Origin of the sequence: Rheinheimera sp. MM224, assembly GCF_947090785.1 — a bacterium.
GTDB lineage: Bacteria > Pseudomonadota > Gammaproteobacteria > Enterobacterales > Alteromonadaceae > Pararheinheimera.
Genome location: NZ_OX352320.1, coordinates 417448 through 435064, shown reverse-complemented (window position 1 = coordinate 435064; position 17617 = coordinate 417448). Strand labels below are relative to the sequence as shown.

General features: G+C 46.9%; 16 protein-coding genes. 12 read left to right on the top strand and 4 right to left on the bottom strand.

Going from position 1 to position 17617, the window contains the following annotated elements; genetic code table 11:
- Positions 1 to 212: 212 nt before the first annotated feature.
- On the bottom strand, positions 213 to 3266 hold the full coding sequence (locus OM978_RS02095) for a multidrug efflux RND transporter permease subunit (protein WP_264345163.1): 3054 nt from the start codon (positions 3264 to 3266) through the stop codon (positions 213 to 215).
- A 2-nt stretch (positions 3267 to 3268) separates the two neighbouring features.
- Positions 3269 to 4378: an efflux RND transporter periplasmic adaptor subunit gene (locus OM978_RS02090; protein WP_264345161.1), complete on the bottom strand. Its 1110-nt coding sequence runs from the start codon at positions 4376 to 4378 to the stop codon at positions 3269 to 3271.
- Positions 4379 to 4659: 281 nt separating this feature from the next.
- Between OM978_RS02090 and OM978_RS02085 the strand changes: the two genes are divergently transcribed.
- Together OM978_RS02085 and OM978_RS02080 are read left to right on the top strand one after the other, a co-directional pair.
- Positions 4660 to 5169 carry a hypothetical protein gene (locus OM978_RS02085; protein ID WP_264345159.1) on the top strand — a complete coding sequence of 170 codons (510 nt, stop codon included), beginning with the start codon at positions 4660 to 4662 and terminating at the stop codon, positions 5167 to 5169.
- Between the two features lie 36 nt (positions 5170 to 5205).
- Complete coding sequence (locus OM978_RS02080) at positions 5206 to 5682, top strand: PaaI family thioesterase (protein WP_233080015.1); 477 nt, start codon at positions 5206 to 5208, stop codon at positions 5680 to 5682.
- Between the two features lie 87 nt (positions 5683 to 5769).
- Here the strand turns inward: OM978_RS02080 and OM978_RS02075 are convergent, their stop codons facing one another.
- Complete coding sequence (locus OM978_RS02075; RefSeq protein WP_264345155.1) at positions 5770 to 6783, bottom strand: aldo/keto reductase; 1014 nt, start codon at positions 6781 to 6783, stop codon at positions 5770 to 5772.
- Between the two features lie 193 nt (positions 6784 to 6976).
- On the opposite strand from OM978_RS02075, the gene gmk reads away from it, so the two are divergent.
- From gmk to OM978_RS02035, 8 genes are all read left to right on the top strand, one after another.
- The gene (gene gmk / locus OM978_RS02070; protein WP_264345153.1) at positions 6977 to 7609 is read left to right on the top strand and encodes a guanylate kinase; all 633 of its coding nucleotides are present in this window, start codon (positions 6977 to 6979) and stop codon (positions 7607 to 7609) included.
- A gap of 48 nt (positions 7610 to 7657) precedes the next feature.
- Positions 7658 to 7933 (top strand): DNA-directed RNA polymerase subunit omega, encoded by a 276-nt coding sequence (gene rpoZ / locus OM978_RS02065; protein ID WP_127684924.1) that lies wholly within the window; start codon positions 7658 to 7660, stop codon positions 7931 to 7933.
- 107 nt (positions 7934 to 8040) lie between these two features.
- Positions 8041 to 10164, top strand: a complete 2124-nt coding sequence (spoT, locus tag OM978_RS02060) for a bifunctional GTP diphosphokinase/guanosine-3',5'-bis pyrophosphate 3'-pyrophosphohydrolase (RefSeq protein WP_264345149.1) — start codon at positions 8041 to 8043, stop codon at positions 10162 to 10164.
- 5 nt (positions 10165 to 10169) lie between these two features.
- Positions 10170 to 10562, top strand: coding sequence for a RidA family protein (locus OM978_RS02055; RefSeq protein ID WP_264345147.1), 393 nt, complete (start codon positions 10170 to 10172; stop codon positions 10560 to 10562).
- Between the two features lie 39 nt (positions 10563 to 10601).
- Entirely contained in the window at positions 10602 to 11411 is an 810-nt protein-coding gene (locus OM978_RS02050; protein WP_264345145.1) for a substrate-binding periplasmic protein, read from the top strand.
- 87 nt (positions 11412 to 11498) lie between these two features.
- Positions 11499 to 13580, top strand: a complete 2082-nt coding sequence (recG, locus tag OM978_RS02045) for an ATP-dependent DNA helicase RecG (RefSeq protein ID WP_264345143.1) — start codon at positions 11499 to 11501, stop codon at positions 13578 to 13580.
- Positions 13581 to 13724: 144 nt separating this feature from the next.
- On the top strand, positions 13725 to 14402 hold the full coding sequence (locus OM978_RS02040) for a hypothetical protein (protein WP_264345141.1): 678 nt from the start codon (positions 13725 to 13727) through the stop codon (positions 14400 to 14402).
- Between the two features lie 12 nt (positions 14403 to 14414).
- Positions 14415 to 14822 carry a VOC family protein gene (locus OM978_RS02035; protein ID WP_264345139.1) on the top strand — a complete coding sequence of 136 codons (408 nt, stop codon included), beginning with the start codon at positions 14415 to 14417 and terminating at the stop codon, positions 14820 to 14822.
- Here the strand turns inward: OM978_RS02035 and rarD are convergent.
- On the bottom strand, positions 14812 to 15720 hold the full coding sequence (rarD, locus tag OM978_RS02030; RefSeq protein ID WP_264345137.1) for an EamA family transporter RarD: 909 nt from the start codon (positions 15718 to 15720) through the stop codon (positions 14812 to 14814). The genes OM978_RS02035 and rarD overlap by 11 nt on opposite strands.
- A 237-nt stretch (positions 15721 to 15957) precedes the next feature.
- Between rarD and OM978_RS02025 the strand changes: the two genes are divergently transcribed.
- Both OM978_RS02025 and OM978_RS02020 read left to right on the top strand, forming a co-directional pair.
- Positions 15958 to 16716: a flagellar motor protein gene (locus OM978_RS02025; RefSeq protein WP_233010284.1), complete on the top strand. Its 759-nt coding sequence runs from the start codon at positions 15958 to 15960 to the stop codon at positions 16714 to 16716.
- Positions 16697 to 17593, top strand: coding sequence for a MotB family protein (locus OM978_RS02020; RefSeq protein WP_264345134.1), 897 nt, complete (start codon positions 16697 to 16699; stop codon positions 17591 to 17593). Before OM978_RS02025 ends, OM978_RS02020 begins: the two co-directional genes overlap by 20 nt.
- Positions 17594 to 17617 lie beyond the last annotated feature (24 nt).

Genomic DNA, 17617 nt, shown 5'->3' with positions numbered 1-17617 from the left:
AAGCTGGGATCCAGATCTTTCACGACAGAATACGACAGGGGGAATGGCTGAATTAATAGGCAGTTTTTGTATTTGTTTTAATCATAATGATGAAGGAAATGCAGAGTTTGTAAAAATGATAGCGCTACCAACTGTTATTTTTCAATAAGTAAGTTAATGGGGTCAGAGTAAAATTAAGCACGCGGCTTTCATTTTACTCTGACCCCTGTTCGTTATTTTTTCTGTAAGAAGGCTTTATCTAACGCGAGGAAGACAACTGGAGTCGTCAGAAGAGTTAATACCTGACTGAACGCCAGACCACCGACTATAGCGACACCTAAAGGCACACGCAGTTCTGCACCAGTACCAAAGCCCATCATTAAAGGCACAGCCCCTAAAATAGCGGCTAAGGTCGTCATCATAATAGGCCGGAACCTTACTAAGCAGGCCTGATGTATCGCATCTTTGGCTGACAAACCTTGTTCACGCTGGGCTTGTAACGCAAAGTCGACCATCAGAATACCGTTTTTCTTCACTATACCTATTAGCAGGATAATGCCGATCAGCGCCATAATGGAGAAGTCCAGTTGCCAGGCCCAGAGCAATAAAATGGCACCAATAGCAGCAGAAGGTAAGGTAGACAAAATCGTCAGAGGGTGAACAAAACTCTCGTACAACACACCTAAAATGATATACACCGCCAATAAAGCTGTGAAAATCAGCAGAGGTTGAGTCGCCAAAGAATCCTGAAACGCCTGAGCTGCGCCCTGAAAAGAGCCAACCACAGAGGCTGGCATCTGCAACTCTGTGCGGGCTTGTTCCAGAGCATTCACTGCATCGCCTAAAGCCACACCAGCAGCCAGGTTAAACGACAAATTCGCCGCTGGTTGCATGCCATTGTGAGCAATAACCACAGGACCACTGGTGGCAGGCATCACTTTCGCAAAGGCCAATAAAGGCACCATTTCACCTGTAGTGGGTGAACGTAAGTGGAAATAGTTTAAGCTTTCTGCTGTGCCACGCTGCGCCGGATCCAGCTCCAGTATCACATTGTACTGGTTAGTTTCTGTCTGGTATTCGTTGATTTGACGTTGACCAAAAGCATCGTACAAGGCCTGATCCAAATCAGCAGCAGCAAAACCTAAACGTGCCGCTTCCTGCCTGTCCAACTCCAACTTGATAATATTGGCGTCCCACTGCAAGTCGTTAGATAAATCGGTAAACATAGGATTTTGCCGAAGTTTTGCCGTTAGCGCCTGAGTCCAGGTTGCCAGCTCTTCACTGCTTAAGGCTTTGAGTACATAACTGTATTGAGCACGGCCAGGGCCAGCCCCCAGGTTAATGTCCTGAGCTGCGCGCAAAAACACCTGAAAACCTGGTATTTGGGCAAATTGCGGCCGTAAACGGTCGATAATTTCACTGGCGCTGGCATCGCGATCATCAGGGTCGCTTAACACCACCCAAACCCGGCCTGAACCAGTGGAACTATTACCACCCACAGCATGGTTAAAACCTGTGATATCCGGATCCTTTTTCAGAATGGCTTCCATTTGCTTGTGTTTAGCCACCATGTCTTCATAGGGAATATCAGAAGCAGCCTGAGTGATACCTATCACAAAACCTGTATCCTGCAGTGGAAAAAAGCCTTTGGGTATTGCCATAAAACTGGCGACACTGCCTGCCACTGTCAGAAAAAACACCCCAAGCATAATCCGCTGATGATCCAGCGCCCAGGTCAATACTTTGTCATAACGTTTGACTAAGCGATCAAAAAAGCCCGGATTGTTTGGATCATGAGCTGGCGCTTTATCCATAAAAATAGAAGCTAAAGTCGGAGCCAGCGTTAAGCACACCACCACTGAAATCAATATGGCGGCAGTGGCAGTTAACGAAAACTCTAAAAACAGCTTGCCGATAATACCGCCCATAAACAACAACGGAATAAAAGCCGCCACTAAAGACACACTGATAGAGACCACGGTAAAACCAATTTCCTGTGCACCTTTGAGCGCTGCAACTCTTTTCGTCTCCCCAGCTTCCAAATGTCGGTGTATGTTTTCAATTACCACTATGGCGTCATCGACAATAAAACCAACGGCTATGACAATAGCCACCAGCGTCAGGTTGTTCAGACTAAACCCTGCCAGATACATAAAAGCGCAGGTGCCAATCAAAGACACACCAAGCACAGCAGATACTATTAAGGTGGCGGACCACTGGCGTAAAAACGCCGCCATCACAGCTATAACCAGTATCACAGCAATAGCCAAAGTCAGCTCTACTTCATGTAACGAAGAGCGGATGGTCCGGGTTCTGTCGTTGAAGACTTCGACTTTAATATCAGCCGGTAAAGCAGCGGTCAGTTGAGGTAAAGCTACTCTGATACGATCTGCTGTGGCTACTATATTGGCGCCAGGCTGGCGGCGAATAATTAAGGCCACACCAGATTCGCCATTGGGCCAAATTTGTACAAAGTCGTTTTCAGCACCCAACTTCACTGTGGCCACATCTCGTAAATACACAGGAGCGCCATTGTTGTAACTGACGATTAGATCAGCATATTCATCTGCCGAAAAAATCTGGTCATTCACTGCCAGAGTGGACACCCTGTTATCACCAAACAAAGCACCTTTAGGTAAATTCACACTGGCGCGTTGCACTGCGGCACGAATATCCGCCAGGGTTAAACCTGCAGCAGCTAACACTTCAGGTTTGGCCTGAATACGAATGGCTGGTTTTTGCTGACCGCCAATAAAGACCTCACCCACGCCGTTAATTTGGGTCATTTGACGCGCCAGTACGGTTTCGGCTAAATCGCTGATTTCAGTGCGGGATAAGGTTTCAGAGGTGACACCAATAATTAAAATAGGACTATCCGCCGGATTGACCTTACGCCAGGTCGGTAGATTGGGCATATCAGGCAAACGGCCTGCCGCCTGATTCAGTGCAGCCTGAACTTCCTGCGCTGCAGTATCGATATCTTTTTCCAGCACAAATTGCAAAGTGATATTGACTGAGCCTAAAGCACTGCTTGAGGTCATTTCGGTAATACCTGGCACCGAACTTAATGCCACTTCCAAAGGTGTAGCAACGGAAGATGCCATAGTTTCAGCACTGGCCCCCGGCAACCGGGCGTCAACCTGAATGGTAGGAAAATCGGCTTCAGGCAAAGGCGCAACAGATAAACGCGGGAAGGCCAACACACCTAACAATACCAGGGCAATAGTAAGTAATACCGTGCCAATGGGATGATCCATACACCAGGCAAAAATACTGCGGCTGTTCATGCTTATTGCTCCGCAGCTGCAGTTTGAGGCGCGTCAGTCAGAATTTTCAGTTCAGCACCTTTACGCAAACGGCTCTGGCCATCCACTATGACCTGCTGACCTGCTGTGAGCCCTGTCACTACCACCTGATTTTTTTCCTGCAATACCACTTCAACAGGTGCAGTGGCCGCTTTACCTTGCTCGTCAAACCAGACAAAAGCGCCTTCAGGCCCTTGCTGTAACGCTTTCACCGGAATAGTTAAGACGTTTTCTAACACTTTGCTTTGCAGAGCAATCACTACAGACTGGCTAGGCCATAAAGCCGCGTCCGGATTGGCAAAATCGGCTTTGACTCTGATAGTGCCAGTCGCTGAAGCCACTCTGTTATCCACTACTGTCAGTTGGCCCTGAGCTAAAGGATCTGCACCTTCTTTTAAATAAGCCAGCACAGGTACTGTCTGTTTTTGGCGGATTTGCTGCGTTAACAGCTGTAACTCAGGTAAACGCGACTGCGGCAGCGAGATTTCAATACTGATAGGGTCCAGTTGCACTACAGAAAACAAACTGCTGGCGTCGCTGGTTCTGATGTAGTTGCCTGCATCGACATTACGGATACCGACCTGACCTGAAATAGGCGATACAATTTGGGTATAAGACAACTCCACCTGCTGAGCGTTAATAGTGGCCTGTACGCTGCGCAGTTGTGCTTCTAATTGCTGCACTGTGGCCTGTTGCTGATCAGCCATCTGCGCCGATACCGCCTGATCTTTACGCAGGTTCTGATAACGTTTTAAGTCCAGTCTGGCTACATCCAGCTGAGCCTGCACTACAGCCAGTTGAGCTTTAGCTTGTTCATAGGCGGCTTTAATACTGCGATCGTCAATCACTGCCAACAGATCACCAGCTTTCACCAACTGGCCTTCTTCCACCAGAATACGCTGCAATATGCCATCCACCTGAGGGCGAATTTCAACACTTTGCTGTGCTTTCACTTGCCCTATGGCCCGGAGCCACACAGGCACACTCTGCTGTTGCACTAAAGCTGTTTTGACCGGCACAGCAGGGCCTTGTTGCGCCACCACAGCACAGCTCAGCCAAAGGCCGGATATCATCACTAGCTTTACCAATTTCATGCAAAAACTCCGTTTAATTCTGTATTAAAAACAGCCTGTAGCAGCAACTTAGCATAACGAATATCTACTGAAGTGACAGCACTGTTTCTTTTGTTGATTCAATATTTTGTAGCATTCTGACAAGCTAAACGATTTGGGTTCCCTAAAGGATCAGTCAATGCGGTCAGGCGCAAAAAAAAGCAGACCAGCAGAAGAGCATTTCGCAGCGAAAATGAGTCGGCTACAAAACGGAAAATATCGACTATAGTTATTTAACCATTTATTAACAGGCGGAGTTCAGGATGAAACCGCTTTTGTGTTTGTTGTTTTTCTGCAGTTTTACCCTGTTGGCTCAAAACCAATGGCCAGAAGCTGATTGCGTCAAAGCAGCAAAAAAACTACAGCAGCTGGAACAAAAGATCAGCTCTGGTTACAGTTTAAAAGAAGCAGAGCAGCTAAGCCTGGATCAGCGCCAGCTGGAAAAACAGCTGGACCAGTTTTGCCAAAAACCAGTCTCTGTCTCTGATCCGAAAAAACCAAAAATCAAAAAGACAGCCAAAACTAAAAATGCCCCAGATCCATTGGTCGACATAGCCAAAGGTCCAGAGCTTTATGTCAGTTCGATATCAGTCAAAGCACCTTATCAGGGCAAAAAACTACAGGCATGGCTGGAGTATTACTCCGAACCTAAACAATGTTTTGGTGTACGGGACAGCAGACAAATGGTTTGGTGTGTGGAGCAGCGCCAGCAAGCCAAAGCGAATTTTGAGCGACAATGGCAGCAAAAATTCGCACTATCGCAACCAGAATGATAAGCTCCGACCAGTTGAATTCTGGAGCCTCCTTTTATGAACGCCTTAACTAAAGCCAACTTACAACTCTGGTGGTTTGGATTTCGTTATATTCCGCTGATAGGTTTTTGTAAGCCAAAAATTCTGGAATTAACAGATGCACGCACTGTGATCCGGATGCCACACCATCGCCATACCAAAAACCATTTGGGCAGTATTTATTTTGGTGCTCTGGCCATAGGTGCAGATTTAGCCGGTGCTTTTTTAGTCTTTTACAAAGCGCGGCAGAAAAAGCTGAATATCCACTTTGCCTTTAAAGACGTACAAGGCGAGTTTTTAAAACGCCCTGAAGCTGCAGTGCATTTCATCAGCAACGACGGCGCTTTAATAGACCAGATGATCCAACAATCGCTGGATACAGGAGAGCGTATTAATCAATCAGTCACTATTGATGTCACCTGCCCTTCGTTGCATGGCGACGAGCTGATGGCGAAATTCACTTTAACTTTGTCAGTGAAAGCCAAAAGCCGCTGATAGATCTTTGCTCTAGCGCATAAAGTAAAAATCCACAGTTGCTCTGTGGATTTTTTGCTTTAAAGAGTGTCTTTTACTGACCCCGAATTAGTCCTTAATGGGCAGTGGCGCATCTGGATGCACCAGGCCTGCGTGACGCAACTCACGCCAGAAATCCGCTGGCACTCTCTCTTTTAACGCCGTGCTGTCTTCAATAATACGACCTGGTTTACTGGCTCCTGGGATCACAGCTGCCACTGCAGGGTTGGCCAAAGCAAACTGTAAACCTGCCGCTTTCATACTGATGCCGTATCTGTCCGCCAGTGCTTTGATCTTCGCCACTTTGTTTAAGATAGCTGTTGAGGCAGGTGCATATTCAAAGTTCGGGCCTCCGACTAAAGCGCCTGAGCTGTAAGGCCCACCTACGACTATACCCAAACCGCGCTCTGTCACTTTTGGCATCACCCGCTGCAAGGCCCTTTCGTGGTCCAGCAGGGTGTAACGTCCAGCCAGTAAAAAACCATCAGGACGAGGTTCCTCCAGATCCAGCAGCAACTCTATAGGCTCGACTTTATTGACGCCTAAACCCCAGGCTTTAATCACTCCTTCATCACGCAGTTTATCCAGCACTTTAAAAGCCCCTTTGCGGGCGCTTTCAAACATGCTGAGCCATTCATCACCAAAAAAATCCTGTGCTACATCGTGCACCCAGACAATTTCGATATGATCGGTTTTCAGCCGCTTCAGGCTGTCTTCAATAGAGCGCATTGTGGCATCTGCTGAATAGTCGTTGACGATTTTATTTGGGCGGCCGTATTTAAAGACGTCACCTTTTTCACCTAAATCACGGGCACTGACATCTTCAATTTCATCCAGCACCAGTCGGCCCACTTTGGTGCTAATCACATAGTCCTGCCGCGGCTTGTCTGCCAGCGCATCGCCCATACGGATTTCTGCCAGACCTGCGCCATAAAAAGGCGCGTTATCAAAATAACGGATGCCATCATTCCAGGCTGCATCCACAGTAGCCCGAGCTTCCGGCTCCGGAATATCGCGAAACATATTGCCCAGCGGCGCTGTACCAAAACCAAGCTTGCCTGGAAGAATATCTTTGAGTGCCATTTTTTGCTCCTTCATCTTCAAAGAGACGCCATCTCTTTGAACAATTAAAATTCAATACAGGCAGTATGCCAGCACAACTATGACCTGTTGATGATACTCGTTGAACACGATCACAGCGAAAAAACCTATCAGCTGTTGGCAGCACCACAGCGATGCGGCTAAAATCGCCTTTTGATTGTAGAAGGTGGCAGGCATGCAGGACTTATTAGGTAACTTATTTATTATTTCAGCGCCAAGCGGGGCGGGAAAATCCACGCTGATCAATGCGTTGTTAAAGCAACATGCCGATATGCAGCTGAGTGTATCTCACACCACCCGCTCACCACGCCCGGGCGAAAGTAATGGGGTGCAGTATCATTTCACTGATGTTCCAACCTTTAAACAATTGATTGCACAAGACCAGTTTATTGAATGGGCAGAAGTGTTTGGCAATTATTACGGCACATCCAAAGCAGCTTTGGCCGATAAACTGGCTCAGGGTATAGATGTATTTTTAGATATAGACTGGCAAGGTGCCCGTCAAATCAAACAGCAACTGCCTTTTGTCACCAGTATTTTTATTCTGCCACCCAGTGTTGAAGCTTTAGAGCAACGCCTGAATCAACGGGGTCAGGACAGCGCAGAAGTGATTGCAGGCCGTATGGCCAAAGCGCAGGACGAAATCAGTCATGCCGATGAATACGATTATTGGGTGGTGAATGATGATCTGGAGCTGGCGTTGCAGCAGTTTTCCGGCATTATCCAGACTCAGCGCTTAAAACAGCAGAAGCAGGCGATACGGCAACAGAAGTTAATTTCTGGCCTGTTGGCGAACGAAACGAAATAGAGTAGACTATGCGGTCTTTATTCAGACCCAGATTAACCGGAGTGGCAGATGGCTCGCGTAACAGTTGAAGATGCAGTAAATAAAATTGGTAACCGCTTTGATTTAATTCTGGTGGCCTCACGTCGTGCCCGTCAGTTAGCTGTTGAAGGCAAAGAGCCAATGGTTGATCCTGAAAACGACAAGCCTACAGTAGTAGCTTTGCGTGAAATCGAAAAAGGTTTTATCACTAACGGTATTCTGGACCAGCAAGAACGTCGTGAACAGTTACAGCAAGAAGCGTCAGAAATGGCTGCAGTAGCTGCAATTATCGGTTCTGACGAATAATCTGAGCTGCACCTTCTGCCAACGGTATCCGGCCGTTGGCAATAACGTGAAATCCACGTATATTCAAAGGAACACGCCAAAGCGTTGTGCGTATTGGGGAGTTTCGGATGTATCTGTTTGAAGGCCTGAAAAATCAAATCAGTGCTTACCTGCCACCTGAGCAGGTCGTTCTGGTGCAACAGGCTTATGTTGTCGCCCGCGACGCGCACGCGCCACAAATTCGCTCCAGCGGCGAACCTTATATTACTCATCCTGTAGCAGTGACCAGTATCCTCGCCGAAATGCGGATGGATTACGAAACCTTAATGGCTGCGTTACTACATGATGTAATTGAAGACACACCGGTCAGCAAAGAAGATTTAACCCGTCTGTTTGGTGAAACTGTGGCCGAACTGGTGCAGGGTGTCAGTAAACTCGATAAAGTTAAATTCAAAGATATCAAAGAGTTCGAAGTTACCAACCTGCAAAAAATGTTTATGGCGATGACGCAGGATATCCGCGTTATTTTAATTAAACTGGCCGACCGCACTCATAATATGCGCACCATAGGTGCTCTCAAACCAGAAAAACGCCGTCGTATTGCCCGTGAAACTTTAGAACTCTATGCTCCTATCGCCAACCGTTTAGGTATTCACAATATTAAAAACGAGTTGGAAAACTGGGGCTTCCGCGCTTTATACCCCATGCGGTATCGCGCTTTAGAAACCGCAGTGAAACAGGCTCGTGGCAACCGCAAAGAAATTATTGAACGTATTCAATCAGAAATCGAACAGCGTATTAAAGCCGCCGGTATCGAAGCTGAAGTGGCTGGTCGTGAAAAACATCTGTATAGCATCTATCGTAAGATGAAAAGCAAAGAGCTGATGTTTAACGATGTGATGGATATTTACGGTTTCCGTGTGCTGATTAACAGCATAGACAACTGCTATCGCGTTTTAGGTGTAGTGCACAACCTGTTTAAGCCAATTGAAAGCCGCTTTAAAGACTATATCGCCATTCCAAAACAAAACGGTTACCAGTCCTTACACACCTCTCTGATTGGTCCACACGGTATTCCGGTGGAAATACAGATGCGTACCCGTGAAATGGATGAAATGGCCGACAAGGGGATAGCGGCCCACTGGTCGTACAAAGGGGCTGGCGAAAACAAAAATACCACTGCGCAAATCCGTGCTCAGCGCTGGATGCAAAGTTTACTTGAGTTGCAACAAAGCTCGGGCAATACCTACGAATTTGTTGAAAACGTCAAATCTGAGCTTTATCCGGATGAGCTGTATGTATTCAGCCCTAAAGGTCAGATTGTTGAGTTACCTATTGGTGCCAATGCGGTCGATTTTGCCTACACAGTACATACCGACATAGGCAACAGATGTGTCGGCGCCCGGGTCGATCGTAAACCTTACCCACTGAACAAACCTTTAGAAACTGGCCAGACGGTAGAAATCATTACCAGCCCTGGTGGTAAACCTAATGCCAACTGGCTGAACCATGTAGTCACCAGCCGCGCTATTTTAGGTATTCGTAACTATCTTAAGAAGCAGCAACTCAGCGAAGCTGTAGGTTTAGGCCGGCGTTTACTGACGTCAGCTTTAGGTGACGTTAAACTCGAAGCCATTCCACCAGAACGTATTGAGCAGGTACTGCAAAGCACCACACAAAAATCGCTGGATGAACTGCTGGTTGAAATTGGTTTAGGTAATCAGCTGCCTATAGCTGTAGCACGACGTCTGATGGGTGGTTTTGATTCTGGTGAAGAAGCTTTGCCAGCAGAAAATCCGGCGAATCAGAAAACCAAAGCTTTTATTATTGGCTCTGAAGGTATGTTATTAACCTTCGCCAAATGTTGCCGCCCTATTCCGGGTGATGAAATTGCCGCCAACGCGACGCCAGGCAAAGGCCTGAACGTGCACCGTGTTGAATGCCGCAATATTCGTGGCTGGGAAAAAGAGCCAGGTAAATACTTCCCTGTGAAATGGGACAAAACCGGTGATAAACAGTTTTTATGTGATATCAGGGTCTTTATTGTCAACCAACCAGGTGTATTGGCAAAACTGACTACAGTGATAGCCTCACAGGATTCCAACATTCAGGACTTGTCGACCGACGACAGAGACACAGGCGAATATGTGATTAAAATCACCTTGTCTGTGCGTGACCGTATTAATTTAGCCAACGTCATGCGTAAAATCCGTGTCTTGCCTGAAGTACTTAAAGTTTACAGAAGGAAATAATTGTTATGTCAAAAGTGATCATCAGTACAGATAAAGCCCCTGCCGCTATTGGTACTTACAGTCAGGCCGTTAAAATTGGTACTACTGTGTATTTATCTGGTCAGATCCCTTTAGTACCAGAGACGATGCAAATGGTGTCTGAAAATTTTGCTGAACAAACCCAGCAGGTATTTGAAAATCTGACTGCCGTTTGCCAGGCCGCAGGCGGCAGCTTAAATGACATGGTCAAAGTAAATATTTTCCTGACTGATCTATCCAACTTCGCCACCGTTAATGAAATTATGAGCAAACACTTCAGTGCACCTTATCCGGCTCGTGCTGCTGTACAGGTCAGTGCTTTACCACGGGGCGCTCAGATTGAAATTGATGGCGTGATGGAAGTGCCGTCAACAAATTAACAGGGACAATGACCACTTCTCTCCTGAAGGGCGAACTGAGTGAATAAGATCCTGTGTTGTGTTTTACTGCTGACTTTCCCACGCCTGGCAGCGGCTGCAGAGACACCAGTCCTCACCTGGTGTCTGGATCATTTTTCACGTTTTCATGCCTATGAAACAGGTAAAAAACCTTACGGCCCCTCAGTAGATTTAATGCAGGAACTGGCAAAACGCGCTGGTTTCCAATTGCAATTCAGTCCTAAAACGCCATCAGCCCGCTGCTTCCGCCAAATGCAGACGGGTGAAGCGGATTTAATGAGTAACCTGAATTTTACAGAAGAAAGGGCAGACTATATGTATCTTCTGCCCTACAACGAACGCATTCCTGAATCCCTGTATTTAAAAAGCGATGATCCACGTCAAATCCGTAGCTTTAATCAGTTGGCCTCTTTAACTCTGGCTACAGTGCGTAATTACGCCTATCACCCCAGTCTGATGCAACTGATCAAAACCTCAAAACGCCATGTGGAAATTGACAGTATAGAAACTGGTTTTGAAATGCTGCAACGTGGCAGAGTGGATGCGTTGGTGGCCCCCACTCAAAGCTCTCTGGATGTCATAGCTGATCATAAAGACCTGCATTTTCAGTTTCAAAGAGCACCTGTTGATTTTTCAGTGGTGGAAAAACGTTTTATCAACATAGGTTTATCGAAAAAGAGTTCTCATCTGGCGCTAAAAGGCCGTATCGAACAAGCTATAGAATCCATGGTGCAGGATGGCACTGTGAAAAAACTCTACGCTTTTGATCCACTCAAACATGGCCCTACCTACCTGGCTGATTCACCCTCTGAACAGCAAAAGCAGCCCTGACACAGAGCTAAAACAGCGCTGTGGCTATGCCTCTTGGCTATCACAGGTTAAACTGCTTGTTATCAGCCACTTAGTTTGGTCTTTCTCTTGACAGTAACAGCACTGGATAGCCTCTCCGTCAGCCAGCTAAAAGGCGTTGGCGCCAAAGTCAGTGAACTGCTGCATAAGCTGGGTATTCAGAGTGTGCAGGATTTGCTGTTCCACTTACCGTTACGCTACGAAGACCGCACACGGCTCTACCCCATAGCCGATTTATGGCCACAACAAACAGCGACGGTGCAAGGCGAAGTGATCAGCAGCGAAATTACCTTTGGTAAAAGACGCAGTTGGCTGGTATCTATTCGCGATGGCTCAGGCCACTTAACCTTACGCTTTTTCCACTTTAATGCAGCACAAAAAAATGCCGTCACCCCTGGTGTCACCTTAAGAGTTTTTGGTGAAGTAAAACGGGGCATGCGGGGTTTTGAAATGATGCACCCTGAATACAAAGTGTTAAAAGACGACCAGGATCAGGATGTCGCTGAAACTCTGACTCCTGTATACCCAAGCACCGAAGGTTTAAAACAAAACAGCTGGCGTAATTTAACAGATGCTGCTTTGCAGATACTGCAGCGCAGCAGCCCAACTGAATACTTAGCGCCAATACTGGGTCAAAACAGCTGGTCTTTGTCCGATGCGCTATTTTATCTGCACAGACCACCACCAGATGCGTCCTTGCAACTGTTGGAACAAGGCCAACATCCGGCGCAGCAGCGGCTGATTTTTGAAGAATTGGTCGCGCAGCAGCTATCGATGCTGCAGCTACGCCAGCAATGCCGGGGGCAACAAGGTCGCAGTTTTGTGGTAGACGAAGCACAAAATCAGCAGTTTTTAGCGGCTTTACCTTTTGCGCCAACTGGTGCCCAGCAACGGGTCATTACCGAAATCCGTCATGATTTAGCCCAAACCGAACCCATGTTACGTTTAGTGCAAGGGGACGTAGGTTCAGGTAAAACGCTAGTCGCTGCTTTATCGGCTTTAACGATTCTGAGCCGTGGTGCTCAGGTGGCGCTGATGGCGCCAACAGAGCTGTTAGCAGAACAGCATGCCACAACCTTTAAAGCCTGGCTCGAGCCTTTGGGTTATCAAATTGCATGGCTGGCGGGTAAAGCCTCCGCCAAACAAAAACAACTGCAACTGGCTGCCATTCAAAGTGGTGAAGCCAAAATGGTGATCGGCACTCATGCGTTGTTCCAGCAGCAGGTGCAGTTTCAGCAACTGGCGTTAGTCATCATCGATGAGCAGCACAGATTTGGTGTACACCAGCGCTTAGAGCTACGGGAAAAAGGCGCGGATACAGGTTTTTACCCACATCAACTGGTGATGACGGCCACACCCATACCCCGCACTTTAGCTATGACAGCTTATGCCGACTTAGATACCTCTGTGATAGATGAACTACCACCAGGCCGCACTCCTGTCACTACCGTGGTATTACCCGATAGCCGCCGTGGTGAAGTCACAGAGCGGGTACGTCAGGTGGTGCAGAATCAGGGCAGGCAAGCCTATTGGGTTTGTACTTTGATTGAAGAGTCAGAGCAACTGCAATGTCAGGCCGCAGAAATGACAGCGGTCGACCTGACAGCCGCTTTGCCGGATTTGCGGATAGGTTTGGTGCATGGCCGTTTAAAAGCCGCTGAAAAGCAGCAGGTGATGGCGGATTTTAAAGCAGGTGAACTGGATTTATTGGTGGCGACCACTGTGATTGAAGTTGGGGTGGATGTACCCAACGCCAGTTTAATGATTATTGAAAACCCTGAGCGTCTAGGTTTAGCTCAATTACACCAGTTACGAGGCCGGGTCGGCCGTGGCAGTGCAGTCTCGCATTGTGTTTTGCTTTATCACGCACCTTTATCGCCAACAGCTCAGGCCCGCTTGTCTGTGCTTAGAGAAAGCAATGATGGTTTTGTGATAGCACAACGAGATTTAGAAATTCGTGGTCCAGGTGAGCTGCTCGGCACCAAACAAACAGGCCAGGTGAGCTACCGCATCGCCGACTTAAGCCGGGATGCACAGCTTATTCCGGCCGCTCAACAGGCCGCTGCATTGTTATGGCAGCAATACCATCAAAACTGCCCTCCTCTAATCCGACGTTGGTTAGGCTTTAAAGAGATCTACGCTCAAGCCTGACAATTTTATGACAATTTCCTACTTTGAATTACAGAAACACCAAACCTCTGTCGCTTATATTTATCGAAACCGAAAAATTAGGTTCAGTACTTATAATGCAAGGATGCAGCTTCTGAAATAAACCTCATAGCAGGAAACAAAATAATGCGACTATTCAGCGCAATTGCAGTTCTCACTGCAGCCACAATATCCAACAGCCATGCTGGACAACTCCAAAGTATTAAAGCATTTCAGACGCTGGCCCCCTATCAGGTCGTTTCCACAGAACCAAGACAATGGAACACTGATCTGAGTTTTGGTCAGTGGCATACCGCAAGTCCACAGCAAACTCCACTCTCAGGTTTTGGCTTAGCTATATTAGGTTTCCCCAACAATCAGCAAACTCAAAGTTATCAATTCGCTGTAACAGACGGACAGCATTGGCAGTACCTGGAATGTATAGGACGCAGCCACTTAACAAAAATAACGCAATGGCCCATAAAATCGAATACGGGCCAAAAGCCGGCTCTGGCTTGTGGCATTAAAGGTACTACAGATAAGACTTTTTATTTGAACCCTGAATGGGATCAGCAGTTTGTGGGACATAGTGAGTTGTCAGATCGCACTATCAAGATCCGCTCATTACATCAACTAACCAGAACGGCTTACCCCACCCTTGAACCTGCCGGTTATCTATTAACTGACGAACAAGGTGCGATAGCTCAGGTAGAGGTGCTAAACAAAGGCCGCGTCTGGCTCAGACCAGATTTATCAGCACAAACGCAGCTTGAGTTAGCAGCTCGTATCACAGCTCTGCTATTGTTTAACCCAAAGAACTCATAATCTGAACCAACTATGTTTCGCATTTTGCAATTAGACCATGTGGTGCTGAGGGTGAAAAACCTGCAGCTGATGCTGGATTTTTATCAGCAAGTGTTGGGTTGTAGTTTGGAGAGGCAAGAAACACAATTAGGTTTGTATCAGTTAAGAGCGGGCAACAGCTTGATTGACTTAGTGCCGGTCGAACAGCCACTGGGACAACAAGGTGGCAAAGCGCCAGACGCAGAGGGCCATAATATGGACCATTTGTGTTTACGTATTGAGCCTTTTGACCCTGAAGCTTTGCGACAGCATTTTCAGAAAAAAGGCGTGACAGCAGGCCCGCTGGAATCACGTTATGGTGCCGAAGGTAAGGGTCCGTCGATTTATATTCAGGACCCTGAAGGCAATACAGTGGAAATTAAAGGTCCGCCTATTCCGTGACCTGAACTGCAGGTTTTTTCCGTAAAGCCAGGTAAGCATCCAGCGAATAGACAATCAGCGCCAGCCAGATAAAACCAAAAGTCACCAGCTTGGCAGTAGTGAGCGTTTCGTTGTACAACCAGACCCCAAATACAAACATAAAACTTGGACCTATGTACTGAAAAAAGCCCATAGTCGACAGTTGTAACCGCTTAGCTGCCGCAATAAATAGCAATAAAGGCACAGTAGTAACAAAACCCGCCGCCATCAGCCATAAGTTTAAATTCCAGCTGTTTTGACTAAAATCAGCGGCACTGCTGTCGGCAAACTGCCACCAGTAATACAAAGCCAATGGCAATAACAGTAAGGATTCAATAAAGAGTCCGGTAATGGCATCAATAGCTAACTTTTTGCGGAACAAACCATAAAGTGCAAAGGTACTGGCCAAGGTCAAAGCTATCCATGGCACTGAACCAAAAGTCACCAGTTGGATCACCACACCAGTGACAGCAAGCGACAATGCAACCCACTGAAATTTACGCAAACGCTCACCGAGGAAAAACATCCCCAACAGCACATTCAGCAAGGGATTAATGTAATAACCTAAGCTGGCATCCAGCATATGATGATTATTCACAGCCCAGATAAATAAACCCCAGTTACCACCTAAAATCAGCGACGTACCCAGCAGAGCAAGCACCAATTTAGGCTGAGCTAAAATCTGCTGCACTTTGCCCCATTGCTGCATCGCAAATACGATCAGCACCAGCAATACAAAAGACCAGACCACACGGTGGATCAAAATTTCCTGCGCTGGTACAAAGTCGATTTGTTTAAAATAAAGCGGAGCTATACCCCACAAGGTATAAGCACCGGCAGCAAAAGCACCACCAAGTTTTTGTGCTGGACTTAAGGTCATCTGTATCCCCTTGATCTGCCGGACTGCTCCGGTTTATGCCGCGCATTGTACGTGACCCAAGCAGCAAAGGTAAGGCAACTCAGGCCTGAGTCTTTCACTCTTGGCCGCAAACTGATCAAAACAGGCTGGAACCTATTGCTAAAACTACCGAAATATCTGAATAAGAGTCAGGATCAGCATTGCACCAAAGGAAGCAGAACCGCTATTCTGGAATAAAGAGATCCATAGGGTAAAGCAATGAGTTTTATCGGTATTATTGTTGCGCTGATCTGTATTGTAGGCGGGAACTTGCTGGAAGGTGGACATCCGGGAGCTCTGCTCAATTTGCCTGCTTTTTTAATTGTCATTGGCGCTACTTTTGGCGCAGCTCTGACCCAGTTCCCTTTTCATGTAGTGATTGAAGCCGGCAAACGTTTTATCTGGCTTATTATCCCGCTTAGGCTGGATATGCAAGAACGAAGCTTACTGTTACAGGATATGGCGTCCCAAGCCCGCAAGGGCGGCTTTTTGGCTCTTGAAGAAAAACTGGATACGTTAGACGACCCTTTTCTGAAAAGGGGTATAGGTATGCTGGTCGACGGTTTTGATAAAGATTACATTCTCGAAACCCTTGAACAGGAAATCGAGATGGAACAGGAAGAAATCGAGCATACGGTAAAGTTCTACGAAGCCATGGGCGGTTATGCCCCGACTATGGGTATAGTAGGTGCGGTACTGGGTTTAATTCACGCTATGGGTTTATTGGATAAACCCGATGAATTGGGTGGCGGTATAGCTGTTGCTTTTGTCGCGACCATTTATGGTGTTGCTTTTGCCAACCTGATGTTTTTGCCTTTTGGTAACCGCTACAAATTATTCGCCAGCCAGATCCGTAACTATAAAATCATGACGCTGACCGGCATTATCATCATTGCCGATGGTTTATCCCCTCAACAACTTCAAATTCGCTTAGCAGCGTTTACAGGTCAGCACCAAGATGAAAAAGAAAAAGCCTGAACCGCCAGAGAATCATGAACGCTGGCTGGTTTCTTACGCCGACTACATGACACTGCTGTTTGCGCTTTTTGTCGTGTTGTACTCTTTCGCCATGGCCAAACAGTCTGAATACAATGCAATGGTCAAAGCCTTTATGGACTCTATGGGCAAAGTGGGCTTAATCAGCAGACCTGTAGGTTCACCTGTATTAGAAGGCGGCACAGGCATTTTAGAAGTTGAACAAAAGTCTTTGGTTGAGAAAAAAGAAGAGAATAAACAAGACCTTTCGGAGACAACCAAAGAAAGTCTGATCCCCGAAGTAGCAATAGATCTGAACGCTGGCAACGCTGAAATCAATGCCCCTGAAGATCTGCAAAAAAATCAGTCTGCTGCCATGGTCAGTAAACGTAAAGATCAAAAAGAAATGCTGGGAAAACTGCAAAAACAGTTTCAGAACAAAAGAGTTGAAGTAGAGCAACTGGGCCAGCAACTGCTGATCCGTATCACAGATACCACTTTGTTTCCGGCTGGCTCGGCCTTCCTGCAACCACGGCTTGCCCCACTGATAGATGAAATAGCCACTGTATTAAAAGATATCCCCGGTACCATAGTGGTTACAGGTCATACCGACAATCTGCAGGAATTTGACAGCCTGTATAAAAACAACTGGGAGCTGTCCTCACTGCGGGCAGTGGCCATAGTGCAGGAGATGCTGAAAAACAAAGGGCTGCAGCCCAATCGCATCATTGCGCAAGGCCGTGCCGATACTAAACCTTTGGTGGATAACAGCAGCCCGGAAAACCGAGCTAAAAACCGTCGTATTGAAATCGTAGTGACTCAGGGCGAAGCTGAAGAAATCAAAGCTGTCACTGTAGAACAAGTAACAAAACCTGACTAACCAAAAAACCGCAGCTCTGTTTGA